The organism is uncultured Rhodoblastus sp., assembly GCF_903903185.1.
In the GTDB taxonomy this organism is placed as follows: Bacteria; Pseudomonadota; Alphaproteobacteria; order Rhizobiales; family Beijerinckiaceae; genus Rhodoblastus.
In genome coordinates, this window is the sequence record NZ_CAIUXT010000093.1 from 1 (window position 1) to 21,946 (window position 21,946).

A 21,946-nucleotide genomic window follows, 5' to 3' on the forward strand; every position below is an offset into this window, starting at 1 on the left:
CCGGTCGACGATCTGGCCCTGGCGCCGAAAACGCCGATGCAGCGCCACGAGGGCGGCTATTACATTCGGCTCGCCGCACGCAACCATATCGGCGCGGCGGCGGCCATCGCCTCGCGCATGGCCGAGCGCGGCATTTCGCTGGAGAGCATCGTCCAGCGCCGCGCGCCGGGCGCTCCGGACGCCGATGTCGTGCCAGTGGTGCTGATGACCTACGCCACCACCGAGGCGACCATCCGCGAAGCGCTGGCGGCCATTGTCGCCGATGGCCATATTGCTGAAAAACCCCAGGTAATTCGCATCGAACGCGAATGATCCGCTGGGAACGCCGGCGAACCGGATTGAACGGGATTGAGGATTTGTTCTCGCCAAGCCTTGACCTATATCGCAAATGTTCCTAATTTGTTCAAGCACGACGGAGCGGCGAGGAACAAAAATGCGAGTCTATTGGGCGCCCCATACGCGCTCCCTGCGCGCTTTATGGATGCTGGAGGAAATCGCCGCGCCTTACGAGCGCGTTCGCGTCGATTTGCAGGCCGGCGGCCAGCGCCAACCGGCTTTTCGCGCTATCAATCCGATGGAAAAAGTGCCGGCGCTCGAATGCGACGGCGCCCATGTCGCGGAATCCGGCGCCATCGTCGCCTTTCTGGCGGAAAAGTTTCCGCAGGCCGGCCTCGCCCCGCCCGTGGGCGATGTTTTGCGGGGGCGCTACCTGCAATGGCTGTTCTTCAGCCCGGTGATCGAAATGGCGATCACCCAGAAATTCGCGAGGCTCGAAATGCCGGAAGGCTCGGCCGGCTGGGGGTCGTTCGACCGGGTTTTCAAGGTGCTTTCGGAAATCCTGTCGGCCTCGCCCTACATGCTCGGCGAGACATTTTCCGCCGCCGACGTGTTGATCGCCTCCGATCTGCATTTCGTCATCGACGTCTTCAAACTGCTGGAGCCGCGCCCGGAGTTTTCCGCTTATCTGGAGCGCTGTCGCTCGCGTGCGGCTTTTTTGCGCGCGCAAAAAATCGACGCCGATGGCGTCTGAAACGCGCTGCCTGCTCGGCGTCGAGAATTCCGCGCTCGGGCGGCCATGGCGCGACCGGCTCGACGCGGCAGGCGCGGCGCGCGCCATGGCCATCGCCCAGCAGACGGGCCTGTCAGACCTCTTGTCGCGGGTTCTCGCTGGAAGGGGGGTCGGGCCGGAGGCGGCGGAAAGCCATCTCGATCCGACTCTGCGCGCCCTGCTGCCCGAGCCTTTTTCCTTCACCGCCATGCGCGAGGCGACCGAACGCCTCGCCGACGCCGTCACCGGGGGCGAAACCATCGCCATTTTCGGCGATTATGACGTCGATGGCGCCTGCTCCTCGGCGCTGCTCGGCGAATTTCTGGACTATTGCGGCGTCAAACGCCTGATCCACATTCCCGACCGCATCACCGAAGGCTATGGACCCAACGCCGAGGCGATTGGCGCGCTCGCGGCGCGCGGCGCGACGCTGCTGGTGACGGTCGATTGCGGCACGACCAGTTTCGAGCCGTTTGTCGAGGCGCGCCGGCTGGGCCTCGACGTGATCGTGCTCGATCACCATCAGGCGCCGGAAATCCTGCCCGAGGCTTTGGTGGTCAATCCCAACCGCCAGGACGACGTGTCGGGCCAGGGCGCGCTCTGCGCGGCGGGCGTGGTTTTCGTCGCTCTGGTGGCGCTCAACCGGGCCTTGCGGGAACGCGGTTACTGGCGCGAGCGCCTGCCGCCCGATCTGCTGCTTGGCCTCGACCTCGTCGCGCTGGCGACGGTGGCGGACGTGGCGCCGCTGACCGGCCTCAACCGCGCCTTTGTCGTCAAGGGACTGGCGCTGATGAAGGCGCGCGGCCGCGTCGGCCTGCGCGCCCTGGCCGATGTCGCCGGACTCAATGGGCCGCCGCGCGCCTATCATCTGGGTTTTCTGCTCGGCCCGCGCATCAATGCCGGCGGCCGGATCGGTGACGCGGCGCTGGGCGCGCGGCTGTTGCTGATGCGCGACGACAACGAGGCGGCCGGCGTCGCGGCGGAACTCGACCGGCTCAATGGCGAGCGCCAGGCGCTCGAAAAGGGCATGGTCGAAGAGGCGCTCGGCGAAGCCTACAAGAGTCTCGGCGCAGCGGAGGAGGGCGCCTGCGTCGTCGCCTGCGGGGTGGATTGGCAGCCGGGCATCGTAGGACTGGTGGCGTCGCGTCTCAAGGAAATCTTCGCGCGTCCGGCCTTCGCCATTGCTCTGTCCGGAGACGTTGGAACGGGATCGGCGCGCTCGATCGCAGGCGTCGATCTCGGTAAAATCGTCCGCGCGGCGGTGGAGCGGGGCCTGCTGGTCAAGGGCGGCGGCCACGCCATGGCGGCGGGCGTGACGATCCGGCGCGACCGGATCGAGGAATTTCGCGCCTATCTCGAACAGGCGATGGGCGACAAGGTGGCGCAATCGCGGAAAGAGGCCGGGCTGGCGGTGGATGGGCTGCTGACGGCCTCGGCCTGCACGCCGGCGCTGGTCGAGGAGATCGAAAAGGCGGGACCCTTCGGCGCCGGCAATCCGGAGCCGGTCTTTGTCCTGCCGGAACACCGAATCGTCGAGGCGACGCCGTTTGGCGACGACCACCTGCGCATTCGCGCGCAGGCGGGCGACGGCGCGCGGCTGGAACTGGCGGCGTTCCGCGCGGCGCAGGGGCCGTTGGGGGCGGCTTTGGCGCGGGCGCGCGGCGAGCGGGCGAATCTGGCCTGCACCTTGTCGCTGGACCATTGGGGCGGCAAGGCGCGGGTCAAGGCGCGTCTGGTCGATCTGGCTTTCTGCCGTCCGGGCGGGGCGGCCTGAACAAAAAACCTCAGGCGACAAAGGGTGAAGGCTTGCCAGCGCCCCGAGGCCCGTCTATACGTCGCCCCACTTCGCAAGGACGGTCACGGGATCAACCCGCCTCCAGCGTTCCGCGCCCATCGTCTAGCGGTCCAGGACGTCGCCCTTTCACGGCGAAAACAGGGGTTCGATTCCCCTTGGGCGCGCCAGAAAAATCAACAAGTTTGGCGCATTTTGCGCCGAGAAGCTCCCATTGTGGGAACTTTTCGGGAGAATCCTAGCGCGCCCAAATGCGTCCATCGGGGGCTATAATTCCGATGAATGTGAGATCTGTGCTTATTATTTTCGCGATTGCGCCCGACCACCTCCGATGCTTATCGTCATCGGCTTGCGGGTCCGACCCTTACCGGATGCTAGTGGTCCATCAGTCGAAATTCCGATCGGGAGCCAGGGCGCTTGACCCCTTGGCGACCTATCTCGATCTCACCAAGAAGGTCTCGAAAGGCGAAGGGTTTGGGCCGCCGGCCCCCCTCGCTGGCGATCGGACCGTGGCGGGGCCGGCGTCCGGGCGGAAGCCCGGATCGCGGGTCGGGCGATCGTGAAAAGGCTTGGCCTCGAAGCCAAAGAAACGCATCGGGCGCAGCCTTTTTCACTTCGATCTCGCGATCGACTGGAGCCCATTTGCCCGATGTTTTGGCAAGCCGCCGGTCCAAAAGGTCCGCTTCGCCATCGGCCTCAAAACGCCGGCGCCGGCGCCGGCGCCGCAACTTGTGCGCGCCCAAGCCAAAAAGCGCGGCGGCCTGCAGCCAACTGAACCCCGCCGCTTCGCAACGGCTCAAAATGCCCATCAACTTGAGCATGCGCTACAACTTGTCGGGCTTCGGTCCGGCGCATTACAAAACCCCGAAAGGCTGGGAGTTTACCGGACAGATCGTGCGCTGCCCAAACTGGACATAGGCTGTGACGCCGACACAGGATAGATTGCGATGCGTTGCGCAATTGTCAAAACTTGTTACTATCGTGGAAATGGAAACATTCATTTTCGAAATTTTTGGGGGCGCGTTTGACTGAGATTAGAAATTCCTGGCGTTCGGCCCTTGGGTTGATCGCGAAAACCGCTGTTTCCGCGCTGCTGGTGACTTTCCTTGTCAGTCGGGTCGACCTTTCGGCCGTCCGGGAAAGCCTCGCAGCGGCGTCCTGGGCGAAACTCGCCCTTGCATTGATTATTTTCTTTATTGTTCCGTTACTTGGAGGTTTGCGTTGGTGGTTGGCCTTTCGCGGAATAGGCGTTTCCGCGCGCCTTCCTGAACTGACGGTGCTGTTCTCGGCGGCTCTCGTTTTCGGGCAGGCGCTTCCTTCGGTCGCCGGCGATGGCGCCCGCGTCGTGCTCGCGTCACGGCACGGGTACAACCTGCGTGCGTCTCTGCAAAGCGTCATGGCCGAACGGGTGTTCATGGTTCTCGGCGTGCTGGCTTTGGCGCTGGCGACATCGCCGCTGCTCGCCGAACTCACCGGCGATCGGAGGCCAATCTGGATCGCCGGCGCGGCGCTGGCGGCGGGTCTGGCCGGCCTTGCCCTGCTGCTCGTCGCCGACCGCATGCCGATACCCTCGCGATTGAGACTTGGGCATGCGTTGACCTATGCGGCCGAACCCGCCAGGCGTCTGGCGACCTCCCGTTGGGGCGGTCTTCTGGCCTTCGCCAGCATTGTCAGCAATCTGAACTTTACGCTCGCGGCAATTTCTCTCGGCGATGCGCTGGACGTGAAAGCCTCGGCCTGGGACATGCTCGCCATCATGCCGGCCGTGACAATGGTCACCATACTGCCGATCTCCCTCGGGGGCTGGGGCGTTCGGGAGGGGGCGCTGGTCTTTCTGCTTGGACGGGCGGGGGTGCCGGCGGTCCAGGCCCTTTCGCTCTCTTTGTTGTTCGGTCTGTTTGGCATGGTGTCAGGATTGCCGGGGCTATTGGTCTGGGCGATCGGATGGCGCGGGCGTGAAGGGACAACCCCGGGCGTCGTCACACTCACCGTGGATCGATAATCATGGCCCAATTGTCGCAACTGCAATCGGCAGGACTGGGATGGGTCGGTCGTACGGTACGTCAAGTGATCGAGGGGCCGTTCGGATTGCTCCTCAAATCCGTGTCGCTCGACCATAATGTTCTCGCCGTGCTCGAAAGGCGCGCCGTCAGCGAGTCGGCCGATTACATCGAAGCCTCCATGCCGCAGGCGCTCGGAATCGCGACACGCGAAGGGCTCTGGGACTTCGCCATCCGAAACGCCGAAGGAGAGGGCCTTTGGCTCGAATTCGGCGTATACAAGGCCTATTCGCTGAACTACATCGCGCGCAGCGCGCCCGGCTCAATCTACGGGTTCGACTCGTTCCAGGGCTTGCAGGAGGATTGGGCGGGGGTCGGTCACGCGAAGGGCACGTTCGATCTTGCCGGCCGGTTGCCGCGCGTGCGCCCGAATGTGAAGCTGCTGGCGGGCTGGTTCCGCGACACGCTGCCTGGATTTCTCGCTTCGAACCCGGGGCCGGTCGCCCTGCTGCATATCGACTGCGACACCTGTCCGGCGACAAAAGAGGTGCTTGACCTCATCAAGGGCCGGCTGACGCCGAACAGCGTCGTCATCCTCGACGACTACCACGGCTTCCGGGGCTACCGGGAAGGGCAGTTCAACGACGGGGCCGAATTTGTCGCCGCCGAGCGGTTCGACTACCGTTGCGCGGCGTTGGACCGCCAGGCGGTTGTCATACAGGATTTATCTCCGGCGCCGCCGGGCGAGCCAAGTTCGCCGAAACGGACGACCGGCGCATGAAATTTCGCAGCAAACAGTTCGTCGACTTCTGGCTCGGCGGTTTTCTCCTTATTCTCCTTTTCCTCCCGGTCCACGGCCTGGGCCTGCTGCTCAGGCGCGACCATTCGCTTTCGCGGCGGCGGGGCTGCGCGGTCGTCAAGATGGTCGGCGCCGGCAGCCTGTTCCAGGCCATGCCGTCGTTGCAGGCGATTCGCGGGACATTCCCCGGCGGCGGCTTTTTCCTGGTCGGCACGAAAGCCGTCACCGGATTTGCCGAGGGCAACGAATGGTTCGACGCCTGCTGGACGATCGACGAGTCGAGCCTCATCCGTTTTGTCGCGTCGAACCTGCGCGCCATCTTCAACATCGCGCGGCAGTGCGACCACGTCATCGATCTCGAAGTCCATTCGCGTCTTTCGGTCATCTTCACGCTGCTCACCACGGTGCGCAATCGTATCGGATTCGTAGACGAGGCGGTCTTCTGGCGGCGCGGTTTCTATACGCACATGAACTTCTTCAATGCGCAAGGAGCGGTGTACGGCTATTACGATACGCTGGTCGCCTGGTTCGGAATGGATCGCGTTCCTGTCTCCCGTTTCAACGCCGCCTATTCCGCGCGCGTGTCGGCGACGCCGCTGCCGCTGGCGCTGGATCTGCCGTCGCGCTACGTGATTGTCGCGCCGGCCTGTTCCGACTTCGGCAAGGAACGGCAGTTGCGGCCGGACGAATGGCGCCAAGTGCTGTCGTCCGCCGATCTGAACGGCGCCGGCGTGGTTCTCCTCGGCGGTCCCGGAGACCGGCCCCTGTGCCAGGCGATCGTCGCCGAGCTTGGTTTCGGCAGCGACCTTTCCGGACAGCTGAGCCTCGCGCAGTCCGCCGCCGTGCTCGCCCGCGCGGAACGGTTTTTCGGGATCGATTCCCTCCTGGTCCATCTGGCGCGTGCGCTCAAGGTTCCCGCCACGAGCTTCTGGGGGCCGACCGACCCGGCGACGCGGTTGCGTCCCGGAGCGGCGCCGGACGTCGTGTATTATTCCAAATTGCTCTGCTCGCCCTGCATCCACGTTCATGAGACCCCGCCTTGCCACGGGGCGCGCATTTGCATCCCGGCCGCCCTCGGCGGCGGTCCGACAGCTCTTGAAAGCGCCTACTCGCCGCCCTCCCGCAGCTGGGCGATCGGGCCGAATGATCGTGGCTATCGTCTCGTCGAGGTCTCCTATGATTGAATGGCAAAGGCCGCAAGGCGCATCGTTCGAGGCGAACATGAATGGAACGCTTGCCCGCCGTCTCTGGCTGGCGGCTTTTATCCTGCTGTGCTGCGTCGGCGCGCTCTACGATGTCTGGAAAATCCGCGATTGGGGCGACAAACTCTCGCCCGTCGATGCTTATTCGGAAGCGAACGCGTTGCGCGAAGTCGACGGATTCCGCGCCCAGGGCTTCTGGCGCGACGCCGGCCTCGGAAATGTGTTGTTCGGACCGCGCTATCCGGATGAGGGCTTTCCGACGACCACGGGCGAGGAACTTGAGCACACGCTGACGCCAAGCGGCGTCTACACCCATTATCCGCCGGGCCCCGAATATCTGCTCTATCTCGCCGAGGCCGTATTGGGTCCGGAGCCCGTCTCGCGTCTGCGCCTGCTGCCGATCGCTCTCGGCGCGGCGGCGACGACATTCTTCGGGCTCAGCGTCCGTCGTCGGTTTGGCGCCGTCGCCGGCTGGCTCGTCATGCTGGTCAGCCTTACGGTCGTTCCGTTCAGCGACGCCTATACCTCCATCCATGAATTCGGCTACGCGCTGGCGCTGCTGCTGGTGGAGATCGGCGTCGCGATCGGGCGCAACAGGTTGCGCTGGCCCTTCCTCCTCTTGGGCTTCCTCCAGGGCTGGCTGTCGTTCGACCAGATCTTCTTGGTCGTTCTGACGCCTCTGGCGGTCGAACTCTCGCTGCCGGTCATTACGCCCGGATACGACCCTCGCTGGCGGCTCGCGATGGAACGTTGCTTTGTCGCCGGGTTGGGGTTCACTTTCGCTCACCTGCTCCATTTCGTCGAAGTCTGGGCCTATTTTGGATCTTTGAGTGCAGCGATCGCCGATTTTAAGGACTCGGCGCGCTGGCGCGCGGCCAATGAAACCGACATGGTGAACGGGTGGAGCGGAACGGTCATCGCCAACCTGGGGCACTACTTTTTTTCGAGGCAGCCATTCGCCCTTCATCTCGAATACTACACGTTGCATTCCTTCCGCTTTCTCAGGCTGACGCTCGGCCCCGCCTGGCTGCTGGTTGCGCTCGGCTTTCTGGCGGTCGCCGTCTCGCGCATCCGAAGCGGGCTCGCCGCCTTCAACCTGCTCGGACGCTGGGTCTTGATGGGTTTGATCGGGGTCGTCGCGTCGTCCGGATGGTATGTGGCCATGCCCGCCCATGCGCACCACCACATTAATCTGATGTATCGGCACACGATCCTTTGCTTCGAACTATGGGCGATATTCCTCGCGGTTCAGGCGGCCGGCCCGATCGAAACCTGGCTGTCCGGCTGGACAGGTCGCACATCGGCCCCCACCGCCAGCACGGCGTAAAGGGTCGGAAGGCCATTGCGAGGCGCCGATACGCTTCCGCGAAAAGTCGCGCCATCGAGACCAGGTTCGCGCGGCTTGTTGGCGAGGTTTATGCGGCTTTCGACGCCTGGAGTCGAGCGACCCCATAAAGCCACATGGTGAAATTCAAACGGCCGATCTGGATGTCCGAATAGTCCCTGGCAAGGAAGAACCGCAAGGATTCCGCTGTGAAGGGCGAGACATGGCCCGATTCTTTCCGTCCGGACGCCAACAGACCAAACCATTCGCCAAGATTCCACAGCGGATTGTCATAAGCAGGCGTAATCAGGACAAGGGCGCCGTCCGGCCGCAGGACTCGCTTCACCTCCGAGAATGCTCTCTCCCGACTTGGGACATGCTCGATCGAATCGATCATGACAACGGCGTCAAAAAATCCGTCTTCAAACGGGACCGCGTCAAGGGCGCCGACAGCCGTTTCGAGCCCGTTGGCTTTGGCCTGTTCCAAAATTCCTGCGTCGTGGTCGACGCCAAAAACCCGGTGTCTCGGGATCAAGATATTTGACACCGCGCCAGCGCCGCAGCCCAGATCCAGTATTTTTATCCCGGCGCGCTCGCCAAATGCTGTTGCGAGCACACTTCGCTTGGCGTGGTCCACCCAGCGAAACAAAAATCTATTCGTTAAAGACGAGTAGTACTGATCGAACTTTTGCGATTTGTCGATTCGCATCATATCCTCACCATGGCGGACAACGGGAACATGAAAGGAGAGCGGCTGGCCCGAACGACGGCCACGCTCAAAAAATCCAGCCGTGCTCCGGTCGCCTCTCGTTTCACGCGGAATTCCTGGGACCGCTGCAAAGGCCAAGCATCAAAGGCAGGCCAGCGTCAGTCGCCAGCTTCCCGATCCCGGAGCGAAGCGTTCCGCCCCAGGTCAATCGGTTCCGGCCCTCACTCGCCGAATGCGTGCGCCGGAAAGTCGCGCGCCTTGGCGGAAGATCGGGCGATGATCGATGTCGTGCTGTGTCCTTCATTGATCGGCACGAGCACGACCCGGCCGCCATAAGAGGCGACGAAGTCGGCGCCGACCACGGCCGCGACCGTATAATCGGCGCCCTTGATCAGAAAATCCGGTTTCAGGAGTTGAATCAGCCGCAACGGGGTGTCTTCGTCGAACAGGGTCACGAGATCGACGCTGTCGATCGCCGCCATGACCGCGGATCGCGCATGCTCGTTCTGGACCGGCCGCGTCTCGCCCTTGAGTCTTCTGACCGAGGCGTCGGCGTTCAGCGCGACAACCAGCCGGTCGCAGGAGGCGCGGGCGCGCTTGAGCAGATCGACATGACCTGGATGCAGCAAGTCGAAACACCCGTTGGTGAAGCCGACCTTGAGGCGCTGCGCCCTCCAGTCGGCGACGACCTCCGCCGCGACGTCGTTTTCGACGATTTTCGGGTCGCCCTCCCGGACCCCGCCGAGCGCTGTGGCCAATTCCCGCGCGCCAATGGCGGCGGTGCCGCGCTTGCCGACGGCGATGCCCGCGGCGGCGTTGCCGATGTTGGCCGAGGTTCTTATCGACGCGCCGGCGCAGAGCGAGAGCGCAAGCGCCGCCACGACCGTGTCGCCGGCGCCGGAGACGTCGAACACTTCAAGCGCGCGCGTCGGAACATGAGCGATTGCGCCTTCGGGGTCGGCCGGATCGTAGATGCTCATGCCCTGCGCGCCGCGCGTGAGCACGACGGACTCGACCTTGGCGCGGTCGAGCAGGATCTTCACCGCGATCTCGGCCTGTTGGTCGTCCACGCATTGGACACCCGCAATCGCAGCCGCCTCCCTCGCGTTCGGCGTGATCACGGTCGCCCCCGCATAAGGGGCCAGGTCGAGCGACTTGGTGTCGACGATCACCGGAAGGCGTCTCGCGCGGGCGGCGTCGATAACCCTGCGCGCCAGCCTCGGATCGAGCACGCCCTTGGCGTAGTCCGACAGCACCAACGCGGAAATTTCTTCGAGCGACTCGTTCAGCCACCCGCAAATCGTGTCATGATGATCGGGACCGAGAGCGGCGCGCCGCTCGATGTCGAGCCGCATGATCTGATGGCCGCCGGATACATAGCGCACCTTGGTCGTGGTCGGGTGGCCGGGCAGGCGAACGAAGCGACCGACGACGCCATCGTCGCAGACCAGCGGACCGGCGACCTGGTCGCCCTGTTCATCGTCGCCGACGGCCCCGACAAGGATCGCCTCGCCTCCGAGCGCCGCAATATTGCGCGCAACGTTCGCGGCGCCGCCAAGCATTAATTTCTCGGATTGGAAATGCATGACAGGGACGGGGGCTTCGGGCGAAATACGCTCGACTTGCCCGTAGACGAATTTGTCGAGCATGACGTCGCCCAGGACAAATATCTTGGCGCCTCGCCATTTGGAGATCCATGAAGCATTCATGGCCGAAAACCACCCCATTGCTCCGCCGACTTTACCAAAATATTATAGGGGCAAAGTAGAAGAGGTGCAAGTCTCTGCCGGCACTCTCAAGGGTCATTCTTGTTTTAGTTACCGGGCGTGTAGATTTTTGTCCAAATAAAACAATTTGATAGCATTATCGAAGGCGAAATAAAGATGGTACAGGGTGCTCGCCGGCGTGAATTTACTTATAGGCCGGTCGGCGTCATCGAGCTGATCGATCCATCCTCCCGACAGATCGGGCAGACAATAATGGCCGAGGAGGCGCTCAGCGATGCGAAGAAGAGGGGCATGATATTTCCGCTCTCCGCGGATTGCTTCTTCGCACAGGGCCTTGAGGGCTTCGGTGTGGGGCCAGCACCGGCTTGAGCGGGCTCGAACGACGCCCTGTTCGCTGATTTCATCGACAATCCTGCCACTGGCGTCGGAAAGACCGAACCTCATTCCCATGCTCAGGAGCGCCGCGACGGGCCCATCCTGCGGTTCGTCCGATGCGCGCTCATATTGACGCAGCAGCCAGGCCCATTCGAACAAGTGTCCAGGCTCGACGCTGCCTCGTCCCGGAGCAGGATATATGTTCCATTCGTCGTCGAAATATTCGCACAAGGCGCCGGTCGCCGGGTTGAGGAACCGTTTCACCGCCAAAGCGCGAAGGGCTTGGGCCCTTCGCAGGATGTCGTCGCGACGCGTCGTTTCATGAAGCGCGATCAAGGCTTCGAACAGGTGCATATGAGGGTTCTGCCTGCGGATTCCGTCGGCGCGGGGCAGACAATCCCGATAGCCTCCATTTAAGGGATCGGCGAGCGCGCGATCGAGGAAAATCAGCGTTTTGTCAAGAACATTGCGGTGTCGTTGGGCATTATCCAGCCGGATGATCCAGGCGAGGGCGAAAAGCACAAATGCGTGGGCGTAAAGGTCGCGTTTGTGGTCTGCCGGACGGCCATCCGGGGAAACCGAGAACAGCCAACCCGGCGCGCCGTCGCCTTCGAAATAGGCGCCGATCATTTTGTCGGCGGCGCGCAAGGCGAGTTGTGCGCCGTCGGAATAGCGCCCGGAAATAGAAGCCGCCGCGTAAACGCTGATTTGCCGAGCCTGAACCATCAGCCGCCGGGGGACGTCAATTATGGGAGCGCCGTTCAAGTCCAGCCGCTCATGGAAGGTTCCCGCCCGGTCCTCAAACCCTGCGCCGGCCCAGAGCGGCAAAGCGCTGTCGATGAGCCAGGACTCGATGCGCACGCGGAGCGCCGCTACAGGATCTTCGACTTTGTTGACCGGCGAAACCAATTGGGCCTCACGCAAGGGGGTTATTCATTTACAAAACAGGCGGCGTGACCGAAATTACTCAATCCGTCTTCAACATCGCGCAGGCCAATGCCGCCGCTTCCAAAAAATCCCTGGCGCAGCCTTGGCCGGCGCCAATCCGCACTCCCGGAACGCCGACGGCTTTCGCCAGGCCCATATCCGCATCGCTATCGCCGATCATGACGGCTTGGTCAGGCCCAAAGTCAAGATCCCGCATCGCCGTTTTCACCATGCCCGGCGAGGGTTTGCGACAGTCGCAGCCTTCGTCCGGCCCGTGGGGGCAATGATAGATGGCGGCGATGTCTATCTGCTGCTCGGCCAGCATTTGCCGCAAACGGCGGTGGATGCGTTCGAGCGTTTCCTCATCGAAAAAGCCGCGCGCTATTCCGGACTGGTTGGTGACAAGCACCAGGGTGAAGCCTTCGTCGCGCAACAGGCGCATGCCTTCAAGGGCGCCGGACGGAAATTCGATTTCGTCGGGGTCGCTCAAATAGACCTTGTCGACGATCATCGTGCCATCGCGATCGAGCAGCGCAATTTTTTTTTGAACGTGTTTTTCCATCCAGTTTGCTTCCCGTCGCGCGCTTTCGCGCGTCCTGTTCGCCATGGCGACGGCTCCCGCCAGCCATTCCCGCCATGAATGACGATACGATCCCCGCTTTCTCTATTCCAGCCGTCGCGCGCGGGAAAGTCGGAGCGGTGGCGACGACCGCATCCTTCGGCTTCGGCCGGCCGACGCAGCGGTCGCTTGCGCCTAGGCGCAAAAGGCGACAAAATATCGTGGCGAAATCTTGTTCGTCGCGGCTTTGGCGCGCCCGGAGCAGATCTCATGGCCAAGGGGCGGCGAAGGTGGACCGGAGAATCGACATAGCGCGCGAGCAACAGCGCGATTGCGGAGGCTTGAAGCCCGAGGAAAAGCTCCAGCCGTCTCTCCCGCTCAAGGGCGCCTTTCGGCGACGCGCGGAAAGCCTGGCCGCCGACGGACTCGCTGCGCTGGTGTTGTTCCCGGTTCAGACCACCTATCTCCTGTCCTATACGGCGCTTATCTATTCGGGTCCGCTGGCTTTCGCGCGGTCCGCGGGGTTCTCCGGGATGCTCCTCACCACCGTCATCGCGGGTCTCGCGACGACGGTCGGAAGCGCCTTCAAATTCGCCTTCGGCACGCTCGACAATAACGCCATGGCGATCATGGCGACGCTTGTGGCGGCGGTCGCCATCGACATGGGCGGCGCGGATCAGGCTTCGATCCTCGCCACGGTAAGCTGCGGAATGGCGCTCGCGGGCCTGGTCGCCGGCGCCTTGCTGCTGATCATCGGCTGCGCGGGAGCGGGAAAAGTCGTCAGGCTCATACCGACTCCGGTGACGGCAGGTTTCCTCGGCACCACCGGCTGGATCATTTCGGCCGGCGCCGTCAAGGTCGCCGCCGGCCAAACGCTCGCCCTGGCGATCCTGCTGGATCGCGCCATCGACGCCCGCCTCGTCGTCATGGCCGCCGTCGCAGGCGCCTTCGCCTTCATGGCGCGGCGCACGCGGTCGCCGTTCGCCGTTCCGCTGCTGATCGGAGGCTGTGTCCTGCTGCATCATTCGGTTTTCGCTGCCCTCGGACTGGGTCTGGCCGCCCAGCGCGACGCCGGCTGGCTCCTCGCCTTCCCGGGCGCTCTCGGCTTGACGATTCCCTGGAGTCCGGCCGTTTTCGGGCGCATCGACTGGACGGTCCTTGGCCATCACAGCCTGGGGCTCATCGTGCTGGCGGTGGTGGCGCCGATCAGTCTCCTGTTGACGACGACCGGGCTCGAGACCGCATTGCGCGAGGAAGTCGACATCGACCGCGAATTGCGCGTCGGCGGCTTCGCGTCGCTGCTCAGCGGCGGCGCGGGAGGGACGATCGGGTTTACGGCTTTCGCGCGGAGCATGACGCTCAAGGTGGCGGGCGGCCAGAGCCGCCTGGCCGCGGTCCTCTCCGCGATTCTGATGGGGATCGTTCCGGCGGCCTTTCCTCAGGCGCTGGGTCTCGTCCCGGTGACGGTTCTCGGCGGCCTGCTGTTTTTTCTCGGTTTTGGACTTCTTTACCGTTGGGTGTTCCTGACCCGGCGCGAAATGGGTCTGCGGGAGTGGGCGATCGTTCCGACGATTATCGTCCTCTCGATCCAGTTCAGCCTCATCTGGGGCGTTCTCGCCGGAATTATTCTGGGCTGCGTCAGCTTCGTCGCCACCTATGCCGGCGGCCCGCCCATCCGGGCCGCCTATTTCGGCGATGTCGCGGTCAGCAATGTGGGGCGGCCCGCCGCCGAGCGCCGGGTGTTGCGGGAAACCGGACAGGAGCGCCTTGTCTTGTACCTTCAGGGCTTTCTGTTTTTCGGTACGGCCCACCGGCTTTTCAGGGAGGTTCGCGAAAAATTCGATCTCGGCGCCGGCGTGCGCGCCGTCATCCTGGATTTCGGCGAGGTCGATGGCGTGGACAGTTCGGCGATCTCCAGCCTCAAGCGCATCGCCGAGATCGGCGAAGAACGGGGCGTCAATGTTCTCTTCTGCGGGGTTCCGCCGGTTGTCCGCGACCACCTCGGCGCTATGGCTTCCCCGCAACGCCCGCGTTTCGAGATCGTCGCGTCGGTCGACCAGGCCCTTGAGCGCTGCGAAGAAAATTCGCTTGGCGCCCACGCAAGCGGGCCGGTCGAGCCAGCTTCGCTGGTTCAGGCGCTCGCCGGCGAGTTCCGCGATCCGACGATGGCCGCCGCGATCCTCGGCCGTCTCGAATCGTTCGATGTTCCCGCCGGCGGCGCCTTGATGCGCCAGGGCGACGCCTCCAACGACCTCGCCTTCATCGAGACCGGACGAGCGGCGGTTTTCACCGCCTTCGAAGGCGCGGAGCCGATTCGGGTGCGAACCCTCGTGGCCGGCACGATGATCGGGGAGCTCGGCTTTTATCTCGATACGCCGCGCATGGCGACGATCGTCGCGGAGACGAGTTGCCGTATTACCCGCATCACCCGGCAAGACCTGACCCGGCTGGAGCGCGAGCATCCGCAGGCGGCGCTGGAATTTCAGCGTCTCATCGCGCAGCGCCTCTGCATGCGCATCCAGGACAAGGATCACCTGATCGAAGGCCTGGTGCGCGCCATGAAGCGTCCCGCTTTTTAGCCGGATTTTTTAAAAAATCCTGGGCCGCCGCCCTGATTTCGGACAATTCCCGAAGGGCCGCGGATGATCCGGGGATGCGCGCGGCGCGCACGACGCCTGCGCCTGAGACTTTCAAAAACCGATTTCCACTTTTGCCGATCCTGTTCTAGCGTGACGGCATTGGATTCGCTTTGAGCTCTTGGGAAGCTAAAGCGCCCGCAGGCGCCGGTCGGCTCCGACGCCAACGGTTCCCTGCAACGATCGATGGGTTCAGGCGCGTTCCCCGGACGGACCGGGCGCGTTTTGCTTGGGGAGGCTGGGCGTGTCGCTGCAATTTCTAGATATTGTGCAGGTTTTCGGCTGGCTTGAGATGGCGGCGACGCTGTTTTCGACCTTTTCGCGCACGATGATCCCGCTGCGCGCGGCCTCGGTTCTGGCGAGCATAGCCGGCGGCCTTGCCGCGGCGCTCGGCGGCAGCCTCTCCGCCTTGATCGAACATGCAGTTCTTCTGCCGGTCGACCTCATCCGGCTGCGGGAGATGACCCGGCTGATCGCCAGTGTGAAATCGGCGTCGGAAACCGATCTCAATGTCGAATGGCTACAGCCTTTCATGCATGAGAGCCGCCACGAGGAAGGATCGATCCTCTTCAGCAAGGGCGACGCCGCCGACGCGGCCTTCATGCTGGTCGAGGGCGCCATCGATCTGCCGGAAATTGGCGCTTCGCTCGCCCCGGGGGCGCTGTTTGGCGAAATGGCGATGTTCACGAAGAACGGCCGGCGCACCGCCACCGCCCGCTGCCGGGGACATTGCCGGGTGCTGAAAATCTCCTATGGGGAATTCGAACAGCTCTATTTCCAGAATCCGCAATTCGGCCTTTATCTGATGCGACTGATCGTGCGCCGCTTCGAGGCCAATCTCGATCATGCGCGCCAGCAGGCCGGACCGGGGGCGCAAACGCCTTTTGCGTCCGAAGCTTGAAGCGCGCCGGCACGTGCCGCCTCCGGCGGCGGACAGGCCCTGACAACAGGTTCAGGAAGCTTCCGCGCCGATACCGTATTGACATCGCCGGGCGAAGGTTTCCATTTGCGGTCGGCTGCTTGCAAAATGCCCCGCAGACTGGACTGCATCGGTGTCACACATGGATTCGTTTACGCTCGGCAGTTCGGTCCCCGTCGGACCTTTGATTTTTTGGGTCGTGCTGCTGTCGATCAAGCATTTGTTCGGCGATTTTTTCCTGCAAACGAAATGGATCGCCGAAGGCAAGGAAGCGAAGACCGGCTGGGCGGAGCCGCTGCTGGTCCATTGCGCGATCCATGGCGCGCTGACACTGGCGCTGCTGCTGGCGTTCGCGCCGCGCCTCTGGTTTCTCGGGCCGGTCGATTTCGTGATTCACATCGTCGCCGACCGAGCCAAGGGCTATTTCGTCGCCAGATTCGGGTTCGGCCCCTCCGAGGCCTGGTTCTGGTGGCTCCTCGGCATCGATCAGACCTATCACCGCCTGACGGATTTTGGCCTGGCGCTATTTCTGGCCTTGCATTGAGTCTGGCCCCGGAGAAGCGAAAGTCCCTTTGACGGGGCTCCATGCGGGAGAGGCGTCTTGAAGCTGAAGTCCTATCGGGCGCCTCGCCTCTATCTGGCCGTTCTGGCCATAAATCTGGCGGGCGTCGCCCTTTGCGGCCTGACCGATCCCCCCGGCCTCGTCGATCTGGGCAATATTGTTTTCGATAATTTTCAGCGCATGGGCGGCGCCCGTTTCGACCCCGCCGCGCCCGTTCGAATCGCCGCGGTCGATGAACGCAGCCTCGAAGCTTTGGGGCAATGGCCCTGGCCGCGCAGCCGCCTCGCCGAATTGACCGAGCGCCTCCGGGAAATGGGCGCGGCGGCGATCGGCTTCGATTTCGTCTTCGCCGAACCGGATCGCCTCAATCCCGAATCGCTGCTCGCCCTGCTGCCGCGCAGCGCCGAGACGGCGATCCTGGAAGAAGAGCTGCGCAAGGGGCCAAGCAATGACGCGCTGTTTGCAGCGGCGCTAGCCAAGGCGCCGACCGTGCTGGGGGCCAGCTTCAAGAGCGCGTCGGGCGGCGGCTTGCCGGCCTCCGCGAAGGTCGGCTTCGCCACCACGGGCGACGATCCCGCCCCCTTCATCCCGGCCTTTGCAGGCGTGGTCGCCCCTTTGCCGCAACTGGCCGAAGCGGCGAACGGACTCGGCTCCGTCAACTGGCTGCCGGACCGCGACCAGGTCGTGCGCCGGGTGCCCTTGCTGGTTCGGCTCGGCGACCGGCTCGCCCCGTCGCTGGCGCTCGAATCGCTGCGTCTCGCGCTCGGGGCCTCGACCATCCTGATCCGCTCGGCCAACGCCAGCGGACAGAGCGACTTTGGCGCGAGGACAGGGGTGAACGCCCTGCGCGTCGGCGATATCGACATCGCCACCAGCGCCCATGGCGAGATTAGGCCCAATTTCTCGCCGGCCGACCCGCGGCGGATTCTGTCGATCGCCTCGATTCTCGATGGCGGCGTTGCGGAGAGCGAAATTCAGGGCCGCATCATTCTCGTCGGGCCGACGGCGGCAGGGCTCGGCGATATCCGGGCCACCCCGCTTGAACCCGCCATGGCCGGCGTCGAGATCCACGCGGAAATCGTCGAACAGATTCTCGCCAACCGCCTGCTGACGCGGCCCGACTGGAGCCGGGGAGGGGAACTGGCGCTGACCCTGCTGCTGACGCTGTCGGTCGCCGCCGCCTTGCCGGCCTTGTCGCCGCTGGCCGGCGGCGCCGGCGTCGCCCTGATCGTCGCCGGTCTGTTCGCCGGGTCCTTTTTCTCTTTCACCCTGGCCCGCTGCCTCATCAATCCCGTGCTGCCGGCTCTGGCGGTGGCCTGGCAAACGCTGACGGGCACGCTGGCGCTGTGGCGGGCGGAACAAAACGTCAAAGGCCAGATTCAGGCCGCTTTCGGCAAATTTCTGTCGCCGCTCGTCGTCGAACGTCTGGCCGAACAGCCGGAGCGGCTGGTGCTGGGCGGGGAAACCCGCGAATTGACGGTGATGTTTTCCGATCTGCGCAATTTCACCCAAATATCCGAGGGTCTCGACGCGCATGAGCTGACGGCGCTGATGAACGCCTACCTGACGCCGATGACCGACGCCATTCTCGCCGCCGAAGGAACGGTCGACAAATATATCGGCGATGCGATCGTGGCGTTCTGGAATGCGCCGCTCGATGTCGTCGATCATGGCCGCCGGGCGGTCGAAGCGGCCTTGCAGATGCGGCTGGAGCTGGAAAAGTTCAACGCGCAGCGGGAAGAACAGGCGCTGCGGGGCGGCTATCCATTCAAGCCGGTCGCTATGGGGATCGGCCTCAACCTCGGGCCGTGCAGCGTCGGCAATATGGGTTCGACCCGCCGGTTCGACTATTCGGTGCTTGGCGACAACGTCAATCTTGCATCGCGCCTGGAGGGCGCCAGCAAAGCCTATGGCGTCGATATTGTCGCCGCCGGGTCCGTCGCCGCGAGAGCCCCCGGCGTCGCCTGGCTCGAACTCGATTCGGTCAAGGTCAAGGGCCGCAGCGCTCCGGTCGCAATCTTCGCACTGGCGGGCGACGCCGATTTCGCGGCGAGCGCCGATTTCAGCTTGTGGAGCAAGGATCACAAGGCGATGTTCGAGGCCTGGCGGGCGGGCGATGCCGCGCAGGCGGCGCAAGGCGCGGAGTCGCTCGAACGCACCGCGCCGTCGCACTGGCGCGCGCTTTACGCCTTCCTGGGCTCGTGTTTCCTCGTCGCGGCGTCGAACCCTGCGCAAGTTCCCCGGCCGCCGCTCGTCTCGCTCGCGGGCAAATAGCGCCTGGGGCCAAGTCCGCCAAGTCCGGAGCCAAGTCTGTTCAGACGCTTGCGGCTGCGCTATGATGGTTTTATCCATAACGGCGCGAGGCCGGGAGGATGCAGCCGGACAGCTTTCGATTTCCAGGCGAAGGAGCTTGAGCTTGTGGCATTTTTCGAGTTGCCGGGATTCATGATGCGCTTTTCGTTTTTTATCGGCGTCGCCGCGCTGGCCAACGTGCTGACGGGCGCCGCCGCGCGCGCCGAGGACCGCATCGGCAGCGCGACGCTGGCGAATAATGACGTTCGCCGGGTCGAAAATGGCGCGGCGATAAGGGTCGACGATTCGGTGTTTCGCAATGAATCGGTGCGCACCGGGCCGGAGAGTTCGGCGAAATTCGTCTTCGTCGATGCGACCAATCTGGCGCTCGGCGCCTCCTCCACCGTCAAGCTGGACCGCTTCGTGTTCAATGACGACGCGAGCTATTCCCGCGCCGCGGTGAATCTGGCGAAAGGCGCCTTTCGCTTCAGTTCGGGAACCTCCCCGAAAGACGCTTATGAAATCAAGACCGGCAATGCGACGATCGGCGTGCGCGGCACCATCCTCGACGTATTGGCGCAGCCCGGCCGCACGGTCGTTTCGCTGGTCGAGGGACAGGCCGTGGTATGCCCGCGTTCGCGTTTTGACGGCGATCCGCGCAAACTGGGCGCGGGCAGCCTCAGGAAATTCGATTGCGGAGAATTGCTGAAGGCGGGCGACACGATTGTCGTCACCTCCGCGGGCACGAAAAACGCCGCGGCGCCGTTTTCCTTTGCCTCGGCCGCCTGCGGTTCCGATCCGGCGCTTTGCTCGCGCGACCAGGTCGCCGGCCTGAGCGCGCCGGGCATCACGCCCGCGGGCAAGCTTTGCGGGCGATAAGCGTCGCAAACCGCGCGGCCTGAGGGGCGCAAGTCACAGCGCGTAGCGCAGGCCCAGGCCGCCGTGAATGGTGTTGCCGACCGGTTGCGCGCCCAAGGTTCCATCGACGAAAATATCGGCGACGAAGCCATTGCCGATCCGATAGCCCAGTCGCGCCCCGTATTCGACCCAATGATATTCGCCGGCGCCGATCGCGCCCGTGCTGAACCCTGTGACAGCCGCCGAGACGCCGCTGCGCGAGCCAAAGGACTGTTCCAGCGCGAGGCCCATCTGCGCTTCGAGGTGCTGGCCGAAAAGATGCGTCCATTGGCCGCCGAAGCCGGCAATGTTCATCAGATCGGTTCCGCCGGCGACGGTTGCGGGGAATGGATTATTCGCGCCGCTTTCGGTATAGCCCCGGACGATCTGCCAGTTGCGGGAAACGGCGATGTGGACCGCCGCCTCGTCGATCGGGGAAAAGCGCGCGATCCAGCCAAGTTTGCCGAAGGTGGCGAAATTATTGGCCATGGAAGTGCCGCGGCCGCTGCGGACCAATCCCCCGTCATCGTATGTTCGCGAATAGGTCACCTGCTGCCAGGGCGAAGCCGAGACGCCGATCTCGGCGAAGGGGCGCGACGATCCCCATTCCGTCTTGTCATAGCGCAAGGCGGTAAGGAAAAGCGGCGCGCTGGTGACAAAGACGGCGCCGTTCTTGTACTGGCTGTAGGCGGCGCCGCCCAGCAAGGCGAGGTTGGAATTGATCGTGAGGCGGCCGTGGACGCCGGCGCTGAGTGAGCCCACCGAACCGAAGCCGCTCATGCAATTGGTGCAGTTGATCTGTTCGTTGATGCCGCCGAGGACGCTGGTGAGGACCTGGTTGGTGACCATCGCGCCCTGGCGGTCGCCCGCGAGTTTTTGCGCCGAAGCCAGCACGGAAGCGCCGCTCACCCCCGAAAAGACCAGATAGACGTCGTTGGCGTCATAGGCGAGCAGCGGCAGATTGGTGCTCAGACCCTGGAAGGTGAGGCCGCTGAAGGTTCCCTTGACGCCGTCGCTGGCGGTCAGGATGGTGTAGCGCGCGCCGGCGTTCGGCGTTCCGCCGGTCCAGGTCGCGGCGACGGCGCCGGCGAGGCTCGCGGCGCCGCTGGTTGATAACAGGCTCGATGCGGTCGGATTGAGGGTGACGAGATATGTCGAGCCGGGAGCGAACGACACATTGCCCGTCGCATGGAGGGCGCCGAACGGGTTGCCGGGCCTGCCGGGCGCCAGCGCGCCGCCGGGCAGGATGCCGATGCCGCCAACGACGCCCGAACCGGTGAGCGCGGCGCCCGGGGCGACGGTCGTCGCGGAGGCGATCGAGCCATCCACCTCCAGCGTCCCCTGCGAAACCAGCGTCGCGCCTGCATAGGCGCTCGCGCCGGCGAGCGTCAGCACGCCAGAGCCGATCTTGGTCAAGGCGCCGGGGCCGGAGACGACGCCGGACAGCGTCACGGCGGCGTTGCCCGTATCGATCGTCTGATCGCCCGCGCCGGCAAGAATAATCCGGTTCGACAAACTGGCCGCGCCCTTGAAGACCAGCGTCGTATTATCCGCCATGGACAGCGCGCCCGAGCCAAGCGCCTTTGCATTGGCGATCGCCAGACTGCCGGCGTCGAGAAAAGTTCCGCCGGCATAGGTATTGGCGCCGGCGAGCGTCAGCGCGCCCGAGCCGATTTTCGTCAAGGCGCCGGGGCCGGAGACGACGCCGGACAGGGCGATATCGGCCGCGCCGGTGTCGAGCTTCGCGCCGGCGGGACCAGCCAGGGCGATGGAATTGGCGAGGGTCATCGGCCCGGCGAAGGCGAGGCGCGCGCCATCGGCCAGCGTCACGCCGCCGGAGCCGAGCGCGGCGGCGTTGCCGGCGACCAGCGCCCCCGCATTGAGATACGTTCCGCCTGCATAGTTGTTCATGCCGGCGAGGGTCAGCGCGCCCGAGCCGATTTTCGTCAAGGCGCCGGGGCCGGAGACGACGCCGGACAGGGCGATATCGGCCGCGCCGGTGTCGAGGCTCGCCCCGGCGGGGCCGGCCAAGGCGATGGAATTGGCGAAGGTCATCGGCCCGCCGAAGGCGAGGCGCACGCCATCGGCCAGCGTCACGCCGCCGGAGCCGAGCGCGGCGGCGTTGCCGGCGACCAGCGCCCCGGCATTGAGATAAGTTCCGCCGGCATAAGTGTTCAG

General features: G+C 64.3%; 18 protein-coding genes and 1 tRNA gene. 15 read left to right on the forward strand and 4 right to left on the reverse strand.

All coding sequences use genetic code 11. The features are described 5' to 3' along the window. The 9 genes from QZY01_RS08750 to QZY01_RS08790 all read left to right on the forward strand — a co-directional run. The coding region (locus QZY01_RS08750; RefSeq protein WP_294535990.1) for an ACT domain-containing protein at positions 1-312 on the forward strand (312 nt) is incomplete at its 5' end. A gap of 121 nt (positions 313-433) precedes the next feature. Further along, positions 434-1,030: a glutathione S-transferase family protein gene (locus QZY01_RS08755; RefSeq protein WP_294535993.1), complete on the forward strand. Its 597-nt coding sequence runs from the start codon at positions 434-436 to the stop codon at positions 1,028-1,030. Beyond that, positions 1,020-2,822 carry a single-stranded-DNA-specific exonuclease RecJ gene (gene recJ / locus QZY01_RS08760; RefSeq protein ID WP_294535995.1) on the forward strand — a complete coding sequence of 601 codons (1,803 nt, stop codon included), beginning with the start codon at positions 1,020-1,022 and terminating at the stop codon, positions 2,820-2,822. Before QZY01_RS08755 ends, recJ begins: the two co-directional genes overlap by 11 nt. A 112-nt stretch (positions 2,823-2,934) precedes the next feature. Then, a tRNA-Glu gene (locus QZY01_RS08765) sits at positions 2,935-3,010 on the forward strand. Positions 3,011-3,409: 399 nt separating this feature from the next. After that, on the forward strand, positions 3,410-3,781 hold the full coding sequence (locus QZY01_RS08770) for a hypothetical protein (protein ID WP_294535998.1): 372 nt from the start codon (positions 3,410-3,412) through the stop codon (positions 3,779-3,781). Positions 3,782-3,903: 122 nt separating this feature from the next. Beyond that, the gene (locus QZY01_RS08775; RefSeq protein WP_294536035.1) at positions 3,904-4,842 is read left to right on the forward strand and encodes a lysylphosphatidylglycerol synthase transmembrane domain-containing protein; all 939 of its coding nucleotides are present in this window, start codon (positions 3,904-3,906) and stop codon (positions 4,840-4,842) included. A 2-nt stretch (positions 4,843-4,844) separates the two neighbouring features. Then, a complete protein-coding gene (locus QZY01_RS08780; RefSeq protein ID WP_294536000.1) occupies positions 4,845-5,621 on the forward strand; it encodes a class I SAM-dependent methyltransferase in 777 nt (258 codons plus the stop codon). Further along, a complete protein-coding gene (locus tag QZY01_RS08785; protein ID WP_294536003.1) occupies positions 5,618-6,823 on the forward strand; it encodes a glycosyltransferase family 9 protein in 1,206 nt (401 codons plus the stop codon). Before QZY01_RS08780 ends, QZY01_RS08785 begins: the two co-directional genes overlap by 4 nt. A gap of 37 nt (positions 6,824-6,860) precedes the next feature. Continuing rightward, positions 6,861-8,168: a hypothetical protein gene (locus QZY01_RS08790; protein WP_294536005.1), complete on the forward strand. Its 1,308-nt coding sequence runs from the start codon at positions 6,861-6,863 to the stop codon at positions 8,166-8,168. 88 nt (positions 8,169-8,256) lie between these two features. On the opposite strand, the gene QZY01_RS08795 is transcribed toward QZY01_RS08790, so the two are convergent. The 3 genes from QZY01_RS08795 to QZY01_RS08805 all read right to left on the reverse strand — a co-directional run bounded on the left by QZY01_RS08795 (position 8,257) and on the right by QZY01_RS08805 (position 11,837). Next, positions 8,257-8,877, reverse strand: a complete 621-nt coding sequence (locus QZY01_RS08795; protein WP_294536008.1) for a class I SAM-dependent methyltransferase — start codon at positions 8,875-8,877, stop codon at positions 8,257-8,259. 218 nt (positions 8,878-9,095) lie between these two features. After that, on the reverse strand, positions 9,096-10,601 hold the full coding sequence (gene rfaE1, locus QZY01_RS08800) for a D-glycero-beta-D-manno-heptose-7-phosphate kinase (protein ID WP_342394891.1): 1,506 nt from the start codon (positions 10,599-10,601) through the stop codon (positions 9,096-9,098). 90 nt (positions 10,602-10,691) lie between these two features. Next, positions 10,692-11,837 (reverse strand): AGE family epimerase/isomerase, encoded by a 1,146-nt coding sequence (locus QZY01_RS08805; protein ID WP_294536013.1) that lies wholly within the window; start codon positions 11,835-11,837, stop codon positions 10,692-10,694. Positions 11,838-11,868: 31 nt separating this feature from the next. Here QZY01_RS08805 and QZY01_RS08810 point away from each other — a divergent pair, with 31 nt between their 5' ends. The 6 genes from QZY01_RS08810 (at position 11,869) to QZY01_RS08835 (ending at position 19,750) form a co-directional block, all read left to right on the forward strand. Further along, complete coding sequence (locus tag QZY01_RS08810) at positions 11,869-12,543, forward strand: hypothetical protein (RefSeq protein ID WP_294536016.1); 675 nt, start codon at positions 11,869-11,871, stop codon at positions 12,541-12,543. Positions 12,544-12,752: 209 nt separating this feature from the next. Continuing rightward, positions 12,753-15,041: a SulP family inorganic anion transporter gene (locus QZY01_RS08815; RefSeq protein ID WP_294536018.1), complete on the forward strand. Its 2,289-nt coding sequence runs from the start codon at positions 12,753-12,755 to the stop codon at positions 15,039-15,041. A gap of 301 nt (positions 15,042-15,342) precedes the next feature. Next, entirely contained in the window at positions 15,343-15,999 is a 657-nt protein-coding gene (locus tag QZY01_RS08820) for a cyclic nucleotide-binding domain-containing protein (RefSeq protein WP_294536021.1), read from the forward strand. 160 nt (positions 16,000-16,159) lie between these two features. Continuing rightward, positions 16,160-16,561, forward strand: a complete 402-nt coding sequence (locus tag QZY01_RS08825) for a DUF3307 domain-containing protein (RefSeq protein ID WP_294536024.1) — start codon at positions 16,160-16,162, stop codon at positions 16,559-16,561. 57 nt (positions 16,562-16,618) lie between these two features. Then, positions 16,619-18,853, forward strand: coding sequence for an adenylate/guanylate cyclase domain-containing protein (locus QZY01_RS08830; protein WP_294536025.1), 2,235 nt, complete (start codon positions 16,619-16,621; stop codon positions 18,851-18,853). 144 nt (positions 18,854-18,997) lie between these two features. After that, a complete protein-coding gene (locus QZY01_RS08835) occupies positions 18,998-19,750 on the forward strand; it encodes a FecR domain-containing protein (RefSeq protein WP_294536027.1) in 753 nt (250 codons plus the stop codon). Positions 19,751-19,783: 33 nt separating this feature from the next. On the opposite strand, the gene QZY01_RS08840 is transcribed toward QZY01_RS08835, so the two are convergent. Further along, positions 19,784-21,946 (reverse strand): autotransporter-associated beta strand repeat-containing protein (locus tag QZY01_RS08840; protein ID WP_294536030.1); only part of this gene is annotated, 2,163 nt, incomplete at its 5' end.